The organism is Candidatus Pelagibacter communis, assembly GCF_001179945.1.
Classification (GTDB): domain Bacteria; phylum Pseudomonadota; class Alphaproteobacteria; order Pelagibacterales; family Pelagibacteraceae; genus Pelagilacustribacter; species Pelagilacustribacter ubique_A.
In genome coordinates this window covers 18,055-30,610 of record NZ_CVSG01000075.1, presented here as the reverse complement: position 1 = coordinate 30,610, position 12,556 = coordinate 18,055, and the positions used below count along the sequence as shown (strand labels likewise).

Below are 12,556 nucleotides of genomic sequence, written 5' to 3'. Positions count from 1 at the left end.
TTTAACTTTGTGAACTAAGCCATAAAGCACCGCAACCTTTTGCGAGCTCCCTAATTCTTGTAATATAACCAGTTCTTTCAGCAACACCAATAACTCCACGTGCGTCTAATAAATTAAAAATATGACTTGCTTTAAGACATTGATCATATGCTGGCATTGAGAGTTTTTTTTCGAGTAAAGATTTACATTCTTTTTCTGTATTTTCAAAACTTTTTAGTAAGGTATCAGTATCCGCAAACTCGAAGTTATAAGCAGAAAATTCTTTTTCGGATTGAAAAAAAACTTCTTTATATTTCACACCATCATTATTCCAATCAAGGTCAAAAACATTATTTTTCCCTTGAACAAACATACATAGTCTCTCTAAACCATAGGTAATTTCAACGGGAACAGGTTTACATTCTATACCTGTCATTTGTTGAAAGTAAGTAAATTGAGTGATCTCCATCCCGTCACACCAAACTTCCCATCCTAATCCTGCTGCTCCTAAAGTTGGACTTTCCCAATCATCTTCAATAAAACGGATGTCATGATTTTTTACATCGATACCTATAGCCGCTAAGCTTTTAAGATAAAGTTGTTTAATATTTTTTGGAGAAGGTTTTATAATTACTTGATATTGATAATAGTGTTGTAATCGATTTGGATTTTCACCATACCTGCCATCTGTCGGTCTTCTGGACGGCTGTACATACGCAGCCTTCCAAGGTTTAGGGCCAAGCGATCTTAAAGTTGTCGCTGGATGAAATGTTCCTGCCCCAACTTCCATATCATAAGGTTGTAAAATAACACATCCATGTTTTCCCCAAAATTTTTGGAGATTCATAGTTAAGTCTTGAAAAGACAAAAAATTTAATTTTTCAAATTTTTTTTTTTTTACTTTTTTTTTTGCTGGCATTTATAAACCAAATTTTTGCCACATCGACTTTTCTTCAATTATGTTTGCAAATTTTTCAACTGGATCTTGTGTAGACGAAGATAATTTTCTTGCTAAAAAACCTTTTGGTTTTTCAAAAGTTTTAATAACCACTTTATCGCCAAATTTTTCTTTTAAAATTTGATCTGCATTGCCTAAGCCATCAACTAATCCAAGTTTGAGTGAAGCTTTTCCTGTCCAAAATTCTCCAGTAAAAATATTATTTTTTTCGGGGTCTTTTAGCTTTGATCCTCTGCTTTTTTCTACAACTTTTATAAAATCTTCATGAAGCTCTAATTGAATATTCTTTAACCTTTTTATATCCTCTTCTTTCTCCTCTTTAAAAGGGTCCAGAGTACTTTTGTTTTTTCCAGCAGTATAAACTCTTCTCTCAACTCCAATCTTTTGAATTAACTCTTTGAAACCAAAAGAAGCTGATATTACTCCAATTGAGCCTATTATTGAGCTAGAGTTTGCATATATTTCATCGCCGGCACACGCGATAAAATATCCTCCCGAAGCAGCGACATCTTCTGCAAAAACAATTACTTTAATTTTATTTTTTTCTGCAAGTTGTCTTATATAGCTATAAATTAAGTGTGATTGAACTGGCGATCCTCCCGGTGAATTAATTGAAATAGCCACATGAGATATCTTTTTTACTGAAAATGCTTTCTTTAAAATATCTCTTTGGTTGGCTAACTCCATGCCTTGTTTAAATCTGCCGCCTGAGCCAATTATCCCAGTTAGTCTAACATGCGGTACAACTTTTTTTTTCTTAAAAAATGAAAACATATATTTACGAAGATTATTTAAACTTATAACAGCAAAATATTAAATTTTAATTAATAATTACGCTACTTATAGTTGAATTATAGGTGCGTCACCACGTTTCCAATTAAAAATTTATAATTACCTAAAAACAAATATAACTAATATCAATGGGATTAGTTGTACCACTAAAAAAATCAGCGAATTCAGCTTACTTAGAATTGAAAAATCTTCTGAGTGAAAAACTTCAGAATGTGGAGACACTTATACTGCAAAAGCTAAAAAGTGATGTAAATCTTATTGAAAGAATGAGTAATCACCATCTTAGTTCAGGTGGAAAAAGATTAAGAGCATTATTAACATTGGGGTCCGCAAAATTAACAGGATACAAAGATAATGGTAGAGATATAAATTTAGCAGCTTGTGTAGAACTAATTCATTCTGCAACGTTATTGCATGATGATGTGATTGATGAAAGTAAGCTAAGAAGAGGATCACAAACAACAAATTCAATTTGGGGGAATCAGTCTTCAATTTTAGTTGGTGATTATTTATTAAGTAGGTGTTTTGAAATGATGGTAGAAGACGGTGACTTAGAAGTTTTAAAATTGTTATCTTCTACATCTGCAAAGATTGCTCAAGGTGAAGTTATGCAACTTCAACATAAAGGAGAGGCTGATTTATTAGAAGAAACATATCTAGATATAATTAGTTTAAAAACCGCCTCACTTTTCTCGGCTGCTACTAAAACAGGTGCGTGTTTATCTCAAAGCAATGAAAAAGAAAAAAAAGCATTAGAGTCATACGGAAAAAATTTAGGTCTAGCATTTCAAATTGCGGATGACGCCCTTGATTATTATGCAAAAGAAAAATTATTCGGAAAAGAAATAGGTAAGGATTTTTTTGAGGGAAAGGTAACATTGCCCTTAATTTCAATATTTCAGAAAGGCAATGATAAAGAAAAAAAATTTTTAGCTGAAATAATGAAAAAAGAAAACAGAACAGATGAAGATTTTGGTGAAACTCTCTCTTTAATTAATAAATATAAAGCAGTTGAGGCCACATTTAAAAAAGCAGAATTTTTTGTTAATGTTTCTTTTGATGCTTTAGCTATTTTTCCTGAAACTGAAGATAAACGAATTTTACAAAACTTAACTAGTTTTAGTCTTAATAGATCTTTTTAAGGGTAAAGCAGTTCTTTTTTCCAACTTCCATTTTTTTTTTTATAATTTAATCTTTCGTGTATTCTTCCTTCGCCATCTAACCAAAATTCTATTTCTTTAGGCAGTAATCTCCATCCTGACCAATGTGGTGGTCTAGGAACTTTTTTCTGATAAGGAAATTTTTTTTCAAATTCTTTAATTTTTTCTGTAAATGTTTCTCTTTTTTCTAAAATTTCTGATTGGGACGAGGCCCACGCGCCTATTCTATTTTTGTACGGTCGAGAGTTATAATAATCATCTGCCTCTTTAGCTGAAACTTCTTCCACTTTACCAATCACTCTTACTTGACGTCTTAAGCTTTTCCAGTGAAAGCACATCGAAGCTTTTTGATTTTCTTTTAGCTCATTTCCTTTTTTACTGTTAAAATTGGTATAAAAAACAAATCCTTTTTCGCTTAAACCTTTAAGGAGAACCATCCTAACATTAGGTTGATTATCTTTATTTGAAGTTGCAACCGCAACCGCGTTAGGGTCATTAATTTCACTTTCTTCAGCTTTTGAAAACCATTTTTTAAATAATTCTATTGGATTATCTAAATCTTCAAAGATAATATCTATACCTAGTGTATTTTTGCCATTTTTTTGATTCATAATTTCTTTAAAATAATTTATACATTATTTATCTATGTCTTTTAATACTTTTGGGAAAATTTTTAGGTTTACTACTTGGGGAGAATCACATGGTCCAGCTATTGGGTGTGTGATTGATGGATGCCCACCAAATATATCTATATCTGAGAAGGATATTCAGCAAGATATGGACAGGAGAAGGCCTGGGCAATCAAAGTTTACAACGCAAAGAAAAGAGTCTGATAAAGCTGTAATTTTATCTGGCGTCTTTGAAGGTAAAACTACCGGAACTCCAATCTCGATAATAATATACAATGAAGATAAAAGATCTAGAGATTATGAAACGATTAAAAATAAATTTAGACCTGGACATGCTGATTATACGTATTTTAAAAAATATGGTATAAGGGATTATAGAGGAGGTGGAAGACAGTCTGCTAGAGAAACTGCATGCAGAGTTGCTGCTGGAGCAGTAGCAAAAGTAGTATTAAAAAAACTGATTGGCAGTAAGTTTAATGTTGTTGGAGCAGTTACACAACTAGGGTTGATGTCCTGCGATAAATCTAATTGGAAAGATAGTGAAATAAGAAAAAATCCTTTTTTCTGTCCTGATAAAAAGTCTGTAAAACTTTGGGAAAAATATCTTCTCGCTGTGAGGAAAGCAGGATCTTCATGTGGTGCAATAATTGAGTTAAGGGCGTCTGGTATTCCAGTTGGCCTTGGGGCTCCCATATATTCGAAATTAGATACTGACATAGCTGCTGCATTGATGAGTATCAACGCAGTTAAAGGAGTTAATATTGGAGCTGGTATGAATGCGGCTTTTTTAAGTGGTGAGGAAAACTCAGATGAGATGAGTAAAGGATCTGGAAAGGTGAAATTTAAATCTAATCAAGCTGGAGGTATTTTAGGTGGAATTTCATCTGGTCAAAACATTGTGGCTTCATTCGCGGTGAAACCTACTTCCTCAATTTTAACTAGTCGAAATACGATAGATAAAAAAGGTAAAAATACAAAAATTTCTGTCAAAGGGAGGCATGATCCATGTGTTGGTATTAGAGCAGTGCCCATCGGAGAGGCGATGATTAATTGTGTACTGTTAGATCACTTTCTTTTAAATAGAGCACAATGTAGTTAGTTAGTTAGTTATCTTATTTTTATTTTTAGCTAAAATTATTTTTGAATTTAATGTTTCTTCTACTTTTGTTGCAATAGACAAACTATCTAAACCAGCTATTTCATACATTTTTTCCGGGGTATCTTGGTCAATAAAAATATCTGGCAGAATCATTGATCTAAACTTTAGCCCTGTATCAAAAACACCTCTATCTGACAATAATTGCATCACGTGAGATCCGAAACCACCTATAGAACCTTCCTCAATTGTTATTAGTACTTCATGATTAGTCGCTATCTCCATAATTAATTTTTCATCTAAAGGTTTAGCAAATCTAGCGTCTACTATTGTGCAATTAATGCCCTTTGAAAAAAGTTTTTCTGAGGCTTTTTTACATTCCTCTAACCTTGTTCCAAAGTTTAATAATACAACTTTTTTTCCTTCCTTAATAATTTTTGCTTTGCCTATTTCCAAAACTTCTTTTATTGACGGCAATTGAACACCTGTACCATTTCCTCTTGGGTATCTAAAAGCAGATGGCCTATCATTAATTTCCACTGAGGTATTTATCATTTTTACAAGTTCTGACTCATCGCTTGCAGCCATAACAACAAAGTTTGGCAAGGTAGATAAGTAAGTTATATCAAAAGATCCTGCATGGGTGGGTCCATCTGCACCAACTAATCCTGCTCTATCAATTGCAAATCTCACAGGTAATGATTGTAATGCAACGTCATGCACAACCTGGTCATAGGCTCTTTGAAGAAAAGTCGAGTAAATTGCTGCATAAGGCTTATATCCTTCTGTAGCTAATCCAGCAGCAAATGTCACGGCATGTTGTTCAGCTATGCCTACATCAAAAGTTCTTTCTGGAAATTTTTTTTCAAATAGATTTAACCCAGTTCCAGATGGCATTGCTCCTGTAATTCCTATTATTTTTGTATCTTGTTCGGCATGTTTAATTAAAGTCTCTGCAAAAACTTTTGTGTATGATGGAGTATTAGAATTAGATTTAGATTGCTCACCAGTAGAAACATTAAATTTAGAAACTCCATGGTATTTATCACCAGAGTCTTCAGCTGGTTTATAGCCTTTTCCTTTTTCTGTTCTTACATGAATTAAAACAGGACCTTGATGATTTGAATTTTTTACATTTTCAAATATTTGAACTAAGTTTTCAACATCATGTCCATCGATAGGTCCAACATAATAAAATCCTAATTCACTAAATAAAGTTCCGCCAGTAACTATATTTCTTAATAGATCCTCTGCTTTTCCAGCTTTTTGGCTAAATCTTTTTGAAAAAGCAGAAATTACCATTTTTATTGTCTCTCTGAAATTAAAATATAATTTTCCTGAAAGAAGATTGGCTAAATACTTGCTCATAGCTCCAACAGGTCTCGCAATCGACATATCATTATCGTTTAAAACTACAATTAAATTTGACTTTAAAGCGCCAGCGTTATTCATTGCCTCATAAGCCATTCCAGCACTCAGTGCCCCGTCACCAATTACAGCAATAACATTGTTGTTATTATTGGATAATTTTTTTGCTACAGCCATACCAAGAGTTGAAGAAATAGAAGTCGAGCTATGAGCGGCTCCAAAAGGATCATATTCACTTTCAGACCTTTTTGTAAAACCTGATAAACCTCCACCCTTTCTCAAAGTTTTCATTTTGTCTCTTCTTCCAGTAATAATTTTGTGGGGATAACATTGATGGCTGACATCCCAAACTAGTTTATCTTTAGGAGTGTCAAATACGTAATGTAAAGCTACTGTAAGCTCAACAACTCCAAGGCCTGCCCCTAAGTGCCCTCCAGTTTCTGAAACCACGTCAATGAGTTCGTCTCTCAACTCGTTAGAGATCTGTTTCAAATTTTCTTTATTATATTTCCTTAAATCTGAGGGAAAGTTAATTTGTTTAATTAAATTTGGCACTAGAAATTTCTCCCTAAAATAAACTCTATTGTATCTGTTAAATCTTTTGCATTTTTTCCATGTTTTCTTAATTTAAGCAATATTTTTTTCTTTAAATTTTCTGCATACTTATATGCTTTTTTATAACCTAACAGGTTTATTAAAGTTGATTTACCATTTTTTTTATCTTTGTTTGTTGATTTACCTATCAATTTTTTTGAGCCCTTAATATCTAAAAAATCATCAGCTAGTTGAAAAAGTAAACCAATGTCTTCCCCCAGCATACCAAAGTTTTTTATTTCATTTTTGTTTTTGTTTGCCAAAATTGCTATAGATTGCAAACAAAAATTAAATAATTTTCCAGTTTTTTTTCTTTGCATGTCAATAATTTGATTTACTTTTTTTCTCTTATTTTCAAATTTCAAATCGAGTTCCTGGCCCCCGGCTATTCCTGTATGTCCTGAGCAATTGGCCAAAAGACTAATAATTTCATTTTTTTGTTTTGAAGAAATTAAATTTTTTCTATCAGAAATAATTTCAAAAGATAATGTAAGCAAAGAATTTCCAGCTAACACTGCAGTAGCTTCTCCGAACTTTTTGTGTGTTGAAAGTTTTCCTCTTCTGAGATCATCATTGTCCATACAGGGTAGATCATCGTGAATTAGAGAATAAGAATGAATACACTCGACAGCGGCACAAATATAAATAAGTTTGTTTCGACTAACTCTTAATAACTTACCAGCATCAAAAATAACTTTAGATCTAATTTTTTTTCCTCCTGAAATTACTCCATATTTCATTGGTCTTACTAATAAAGAATTGTCCTGTTTTCTCAGAAATCTTTTAATAAATTGGTCAATTTTTTTTGCATTTTTATTTAATTTAAGTTTAATCATCTGCTTTTTCATTTTTTTCGTTAGATAAATTTTTTGATTTTATTTTAAAAAGATTTTCCACGTGTTTATTTAAAAGAATTAATCTTTTATATTCAATATCAATTGTATTAAATTCCAAATTTTTGCTCTCTAGTTTTGCAAGAATTACATCAATTTCATCTCTAGCCTCTTTTAATGATTTACTTTTGATATCAGCTGGAATATTTTCGATTTTCATAAATCAAATAATAGGTACAATATGAAAAACATCTATTCAAATATTTTCTCTTTTAACAAACAGATACTTAAAAAAACTGAAAAATCTCTAATACAAGGAGAAATTGCCGTTTTACCAACAGAAACTGTCTATGGTTTGGCTGGAAATGCCTATTCTAGAAAAGCAATCAATAAAATTTTTAAATTAAAAAAAAGACCAAAAAAAAATCCATTAATTGTTCATTACTATAATTTTGATGATGCAAGAAAAGATATAATATTAAATAATTATTTTATCAGGCTTTATAAAAAATATTGCCCAGGTCCTTTAACTTTTATATTAAAAAAAAACAAAATATCAAAAATTGACTCACAAGTTACTGCTGGTATGAAAACAATAGCTATAAGATTTCCTAAAAATAAAATAATTAGATCTCTTTTAAAATCTTTAAATTTTCCTCTAGCCATGCCAAGCGCAAATATTTCTTCGGGTTTAAGTCCTGTAACTGCTTTTGATGTTTTTGATGAATTTAAAAAAAGGATTAATATAATTATCAATGGAGGTCGTACAAAAATTGGAATAGAATCAACAGTAATAGATTTAACATCTAAACCTAAAATTTTAAGACCAGGAATAATTGATAAAAATGAAATAAAAGAATTTTTAAAAATAAACTTGTCTAAAAGAAGAACCAAATTTAAATCTCCTGGGATGTTTAAAAAACATTATTCTCCAGGAATACCTGTTATTTTAGGAAAAAAACCAAATAATACAAACCAAGCATACATCGTTTTTGGAAAAAATTATAAAAATAAAACAAATTATTTCAATTTAAGTAAAAATGGCAACTTGAAAGAAGCAGCAGCTAACTTATATAAAATTATGCGAAAAATAAAAAATAAAGGTTATAAAAAAATTTTTGTATCAAAAATACCTAATTCTGGTCCAGGTATTGCAATAAATGATAGATTGAAAAGAGCTGGAAATTAAAAATGTTCATTGAAATAAATAATCTTACAAAAAATTATGGAAAATATACAGCAGTCAATAAAATTAATTTCGCAATAGATAAAAACAAAACTATTGGTCTTTTGGGTCCAAATGGATGTGGAAAAACAACTACTATAGGAATGATGCTAGGTCTTGTAACCCCCTCAGAAGGAGAGATCACTATAGAGAATAAAAACATTAATACATTCAGAAGAGATGAGATTTTAAAAAGATTCAATTTTGCATCACCTTATGTTGAATTACCAAAAAAACTTACTGTTAAGCAAAATCTTGAAATTTACGGAAGATTGTATGGTGTAAAAGAATTACGAAAAAGAATTGAAGAGATATCTATTGATTTAGATATAAAAAATTTTTTTAATAGAAAAACAGGTGAACTTTCATCGGGTCAAAAAAATAGAGTTTCGTTAGCAAAATCTCTTATTAATAAGCCTGAAATTTTACTTTTAGATGAACCAACTGCAAGCTTAGATCCTGATATTGGTGACTTTATAAGAAGCTACATTCAAGAATATAAATCAAAGAACAAAATTACAATTTTATTAGCCTCACACAATATGAACGAAGTTGAAAGGCTTTGCGATAGTATCATTATGATGAAAAAAGGTAGGATTATTGATGTTGGCACATGTGGGGAGCTCATAAAAAAACATGGAAGAAGTAATTTAGAAGAAACATTTTTAAAATTAGCTAGGAGTAAAGATGAATTTTTTTAAGATTTATGCTTTAGGTCTTAGACACCTTTATTTGATAATGAATTCATTTCCAAGGGTCTTAGATTTGATATATTGGCCAACTGTTCAAATTTTTTTATGGGGTTTTATATCAAAGTTTTTTACTCTTAATTCAGTATATTATAGCAACACTGTAGGGGTGATACTAACCGCTGCAATTTTATATGACTTTCTTTTTAGAGCCAGTATAAGTTTTAACATGATGTTTCTAGAGGAAATTTGGAGTAGAAATTTTACGAATCTATTTATAGCTCCTATAAGAATTAGAGAAATTATAGCTGCCCTCACTTTTACTGCCATTTTAAGAACTTTAATTGGATTAGTGCCAGCTGTATTGATAGCTATTCCGCTCTTTGGAGTTTCAGTTTTAAAACTTGGATTGCCATTAATTTTTTTATTATTAGCATTGTATTTATTTGGGGTTACTTTAGGCCTTCTAGTAACATCTGGCCTACTTAGATTCGGACCGTCTTTTGAAAATATAGCTTGGGCTAGTTTATTTTTTTTAGCTCCACTGGGATGTATTTATTATCCATTAGAAATATTACCCACCTCTCTACAAATCATTGCAAAAGGTCTTCCTCTAGTTCATATTTTTGAGGAAATGAGAAGTATTTTGATGAATAATACAGTTAATTATATGAATATAATCAAATCAATTTCTATATCAGTAGTTTATTTTATTTTTGGTGTTATAGTTTTTTACATCTCTTATTTTGGTGCAAAAAAAAGAGGAACATTAATTAACATGGGTGAATAATATGCATGAAAAAATTGATAAAATAAAAAAGAGTGAAAGCAAACCTGTTGTTTTGAAAAACGTGTTTGATAGCCATGAAATAAATAAATTTATTGAACTTTACAAAAAACTTCCTGTTACAGTACATAATAAAAAACAAAACGTTATTAAAAAGAGGTGGTTATTTAATTATGGAAAAGAGTTAGAAAAAATATTTTACAATAGACTAAGTAAGGAAATTGGTAATTTTAAATACGATAATTTAAAAACTGAAGATGGACAGGATATTCTTGGACTATTTCAAGAAAGTTATAATCCAATTGGACTACACATTGATGGGGGTTTTGATTTTAGAGACTTAATCTATAAACAAAGTTTAATACCTCTTACTCCAGTAGGAAGTACAATCATTTTTAAAAATAGATATTATGGAAAATCAACAAATTTTACAATTGATCAAGACGAATTAAACAAAAAGGATTTAAAATACGGTCAAAATAAAAGATCTTCTGAGCACTTAAAACTATTTGGAAATAAACCTTTTGATAACGAAATACATAAAAAATATTTAAATCATGAAAAAATTGAAAATTTAACTGGATTAGAAATAGAATTGATTTACCAGTGGGAAGTAGGTTCAATGTTAATTTTTGATAGGACTAACCTACATTGTTCCTCATCTGTTATAGATGGAAAAAAATTGGGATTGACTACTTTTACAAAAAAATAATTCATTAATGGCTATTTACGATTGTTTTCAATATTTTAACGAAGATCACATGGTTGATTTAAGAATGAATATTTTAAAAGATAAAGTTGATTATTTTGTAATTTCTGAATCTACAAAAACTCATCAGGGTGAAAGTAAAAAACTTAACTTTGATATCAAAAAATTCAAAAAGTTTGAAAATAAAATAATTTATATAGTTGCTGATTTTAATGAGCCAATAAATTTTACTGTACATAAAGGGGGGGAGTCAATTATAGAGCAACATCAAAGAAATAGTATTCTTAAAGGATTGGAAAAAGCAAATAATAATGATTTGGTGATTATCTCAGATTCTGATGAAATACCTGACTTAAACAAAATTAATCAAATTAAAAGAAGAACAAAATTTATTGCATTTTCTCAGAAAATGTTCATGTACAAACTAAATTTACAAAATATCGAAGAAAGCAACTGGATAGGATCAAAAATTTGTCAGAAGAAAAATTTACAAAGTCCCCAAAAATTAAGAGATTTAAAATTTAAAAACTATCCTTTTTGGAGAGTTGATAAACTGAACTTACAAATTATTGAAGGAGGGTGGCATTTTTCATTTCTACAAAACCCAAATGATATTATTAAAAAAATTAAAGCTTATTCTCATGGAGAATTTAATACTGATGAAAATACAAATAAAAATGAGATTGAAAAAAAAATTGCTAATAATATAGATATATTTGGAAGAGGTTTTGAATTAAAAAAAATTGACATTAACAACTCTTTTCCTGATTATGTCGTTAATAATCAAAAGCTCTTAAAGGATTGGATTATCTAAAATTTTAAATATCAAAAATGAGTAGAAATTTAGTTTTAGCAGCTGCAGTTGGATACAATTTTGAACAGATTTCTTTATTTTTAAAAAGCTTAAGAAAATATTATTCTGATGAAATTTGTATAATTATTGATGGGAAAGATAAAGATTTAGAGTACAAATTAAAAGAGTATAGTTGCAAGACAATCACAACCACATTAAATAAAAAAAAAATACAATTTAAAAGATATAAAATATTTTCAAGTTTTCTTGAAAATAAAAACTACGATAAAATTTTACTTAGCGATAGTAGAGATGTTTATTTTCAAGGTGATCCTTTTAACTATAATTATACTGGAGAAATAAACTTTTTTTTAGAAGATTATAAAATAAAAGATTGTCCTTATAACTCAAAATGGATAATTAAAACTTATGGCAATGCAGAATATTTAAGTGTTGCAAACAATATTATTCTTTGTTCGGGGACTGTTTTAGGAAAAAATGAGAAAATTAAGGAATACTTAAACTTAATAAATCATAATATTGAAAAATTTAATTATAAGAAAAGATTAAAATATTATTTAACCTTTAGAACGGACCCCGAAGAAAGAGGGTGTGACCAAGGTCATGCAAATTACTTAGTCTATAAAAATATGATAAGTTCGGTAAAATTTTACTCAAATAAAAGCGGTCCTTTTGCAACAGTGTTCTATCTAAAAAATTTAAACTTTGATAATAAACTGAGACTTGTAAATGAATTACAACAACCTTATTTGCTAGTACATCAATATGACAAAAGGTGGGAAAAATTTTCTGGTATTTTTAATGAAATTAAAAAAAAATTTGAAAGTAATTAATTTTCAGAGGTTTGGTGCGCCGGATAGGAGTCGAACCCATAACCTCCGGAGCCGAAATCCGGCGCTCTATCCAGTTGAAGCTACCGGCGC

General features: G+C 29.9%; 14 protein-coding genes and 1 tRNA gene. 8 read left to right on the top strand and 7 right to left on the bottom strand.

Features of this window, described 5'->3' with window-relative positions:
• Window position 1: 1 nt before the first annotated feature.
• Entirely contained in the window at window positions 2–898 is an 897-nt protein-coding gene (locus AMN78_RS02930; RefSeq protein ID WP_075534092.1) for a glycine--tRNA ligase subunit alpha, read from the bottom strand.
• A complete protein-coding gene (locus tag AMN78_RS02925; protein ID WP_075534091.1) occupies window positions 899–1,711 on the bottom strand; it encodes a S49 family peptidase in 813 nt (270 codons plus the stop codon). It abuts the gene before it with no gap.
• 146 nt (window positions 1,712–1,857) lie between these two features.
• Between AMN78_RS02925 and AMN78_RS02920 the strand changes: the two genes are divergently transcribed.
• Complete coding sequence (locus AMN78_RS02920; protein WP_075534090.1) at window positions 1,858–2,871, top strand: polyprenyl synthetase family protein; 1,014 nt, start codon at window positions 1,858–1,860, stop codon at window positions 2,869–2,871.
• Here the strand turns inward: AMN78_RS02920 and pdxH are convergent.
• Complete coding sequence (pdxH, locus tag AMN78_RS02915) at window positions 2,868–3,500, bottom strand: pyridoxamine 5'-phosphate oxidase (RefSeq protein ID WP_075534089.1); 633 nt, start codon at window positions 3,498–3,500, stop codon at window positions 2,868–2,870. The genes AMN78_RS02920 and pdxH overlap by 4 nt on opposite strands.
• Before the next feature lie 34 nt (window positions 3,501–3,534).
• Here pdxH and aroC point away from each other — a divergent pair, with 34 nt between their 5' ends.
• Window positions 3,535–4,617, top strand: coding sequence for a chorismate synthase (gene aroC / locus AMN78_RS02910; RefSeq protein WP_075534088.1), 1,083 nt, complete (start codon window positions 3,535–3,537; stop codon window positions 4,615–4,617).
• On the opposite strand, the gene dxs is transcribed toward aroC, so the two are convergent.
• The 3 genes from dxs to AMN78_RS02895 are packed head-to-tail and all read right to left on the bottom strand — an operon-like array spanning window position 4,618 to window position 7,629.
• Window positions 4,618–6,537 carry a 1-deoxy-D-xylulose-5-phosphate synthase gene (dxs, locus tag AMN78_RS02905; protein WP_075534087.1) on the bottom strand — a complete coding sequence of 640 codons (1,920 nt, stop codon included), beginning with the start codon at window positions 6,535–6,537 and terminating at the stop codon, window positions 4,618–4,620.
• A complete protein-coding gene (locus AMN78_RS02900; protein WP_075534086.1) occupies window positions 6,537–7,424 on the bottom strand; it encodes a polyprenyl synthetase family protein in 888 nt (295 codons plus the stop codon). The genes dxs and AMN78_RS02900 overlap by 1 nt, the downstream gene beginning before the upstream one ends.
• Window positions 7,405–7,629 carry a hypothetical protein gene (locus tag AMN78_RS02895; protein WP_075534085.1) on the bottom strand — a complete coding sequence of 75 codons (225 nt, stop codon included), beginning with the start codon at window positions 7,627–7,629 and terminating at the stop codon, window positions 7,405–7,407. Before AMN78_RS02895 ends, AMN78_RS02900 begins: the two co-directional genes overlap by 20 nt.
• A gap of 21 nt (window positions 7,630–7,650) precedes the next feature.
• Here AMN78_RS02895 and AMN78_RS02890 point away from each other — a divergent pair, with 21 nt between their 5' ends.
• From AMN78_RS02890 to AMN78_RS02865, 6 genes are read left to right on the top strand one after another with little or no spacing between them, the layout of a single operon-like run.
• Window positions 7,651–8,598: an L-threonylcarbamoyladenylate synthase gene (locus AMN78_RS02890; RefSeq protein WP_075534084.1), complete on the top strand. Its 948-nt coding sequence runs from the start codon at window positions 7,651–7,653 to the stop codon at window positions 8,596–8,598.
• A 2-nt stretch (window positions 8,599–8,600) separates the two neighbouring features.
• Window positions 8,601–9,335: an ABC transporter ATP-binding protein gene (locus AMN78_RS02885; RefSeq protein ID WP_075534083.1), complete on the top strand. Its 735-nt coding sequence runs from the start codon at window positions 8,601–8,603 to the stop codon at window positions 9,333–9,335.
• Between the two features lie 37 nt (window positions 9,336–9,372).
• The gene (locus AMN78_RS02880; RefSeq protein ID WP_256997706.1) at window positions 9,373–10,113 is read left to right on the top strand and encodes an ABC transporter permease; all 741 of its coding nucleotides are present in this window, start codon (window positions 9,373–9,375) and stop codon (window positions 10,111–10,113) included.
• Between the two features lies 1 nt (window position 10,114).
• Window positions 10,115–10,822, top strand: a complete 708-nt coding sequence (locus tag AMN78_RS02875; RefSeq protein WP_075534081.1) for a hypothetical protein — start codon at window positions 10,115–10,117, stop codon at window positions 10,820–10,822.
• A gap of 7 nt (window positions 10,823–10,829) precedes the next feature.
• On the top strand, window positions 10,830–11,633 hold the full coding sequence (locus AMN78_RS02870) for a glycosyltransferase family 17 protein (RefSeq protein ID WP_075534080.1): 804 nt from the start codon (window positions 10,830–10,832) through the stop codon (window positions 11,631–11,633).
• Window positions 11,634–11,650: 17 nt separating this feature from the next.
• A complete protein-coding gene (locus AMN78_RS02865; protein ID WP_075534079.1) occupies window positions 11,651–12,466 on the top strand; it encodes a hypothetical protein in 816 nt (271 codons plus the stop codon).
• Window positions 12,467–12,478: 12 nt separating this feature from the next.
• Here the strand turns inward: AMN78_RS02865 and AMN78_RS02860 are convergent.
• Window positions 12,479–12,556 (bottom strand) — tRNA-Arg (locus AMN78_RS02860).

Excerpts from the sequence above, each read along its gene's own strand:
- AMN78_RS02890 (WP_075534084.1), top strand. The coding sequence starts at position 7,651 with ATGAAAAACATCTATTCAAATATTTTCTCTTTTAACAAACAGATACTT.
- AMN78_RS02895 (WP_075534085.1), bottom strand. The coding sequence starts at position 7,629 with ATGAAAATCGAAAATATTCCAGCTGATATCAAAAGTAAATCATTAAAA.
- aroC (WP_075534088.1), top strand. The coding sequence starts at position 3,535 with ATGTCTTTTAATACTTTTGGGAAAATTTTTAGGTTTACTACTTGGGGA.
- AMN78_RS02900 (WP_075534086.1), bottom strand. The coding sequence starts at position 7,424 with ATGAAAAAGCAGATGATTAAACTTAAATTAAATAAAAATGCAAAAAAA.
- AMN78_RS02920 (WP_075534090.1), top strand. The coding sequence starts at position 1,858 with ATGGGATTAGTTGTACCACTAAAAAAATCAGCGAATTCAGCTTACTTA.
- pdxH (WP_075534089.1), bottom strand. The coding sequence starts at position 3,500 with ATGAATCAAAAAAATGGCAAAAATACACTAGGTATAGATATTATCTTT.
- AMN78_RS02930 (WP_075534092.1), bottom strand. The coding sequence starts at position 898 with ATGCCAGCAAAAAAAAAAGTAAAAAAAAAAAAATTTGAAAAATTAAAT.
- AMN78_RS02925 (WP_075534091.1), bottom strand. The coding sequence starts at position 1,711 with ATGTTTTCATTTTTTAAGAAAAAAAAAGTTGTACCGCATGTTAGACTA.
- AMN78_RS02880 (WP_256997706.1), top strand. The coding sequence starts at position 9,373 with ATGAATTCATTTCCAAGGGTCTTAGATTTGATATATTGGCCAACTGTT.
- AMN78_RS02875 (WP_075534081.1), top strand. The coding sequence starts at position 10,115 with ATGCATGAAAAAATTGATAAAATAAAAAAGAGTGAAAGCAAACCTGTT.
- AMN78_RS02885 (WP_075534083.1), top strand. The coding sequence starts at position 8,601 with ATGTTCATTGAAATAAATAATCTTACAAAAAATTATGGAAAATATACA.
- AMN78_RS02865 (WP_075534079.1), top strand. The coding sequence starts at position 11,651 with ATGAGTAGAAATTTAGTTTTAGCAGCTGCAGTTGGATACAATTTTGAA.
- AMN78_RS02870 (WP_075534080.1), top strand. The coding sequence starts at position 10,830 with ATGGCTATTTACGATTGTTTTCAATATTTTAACGAAGATCACATGGTT.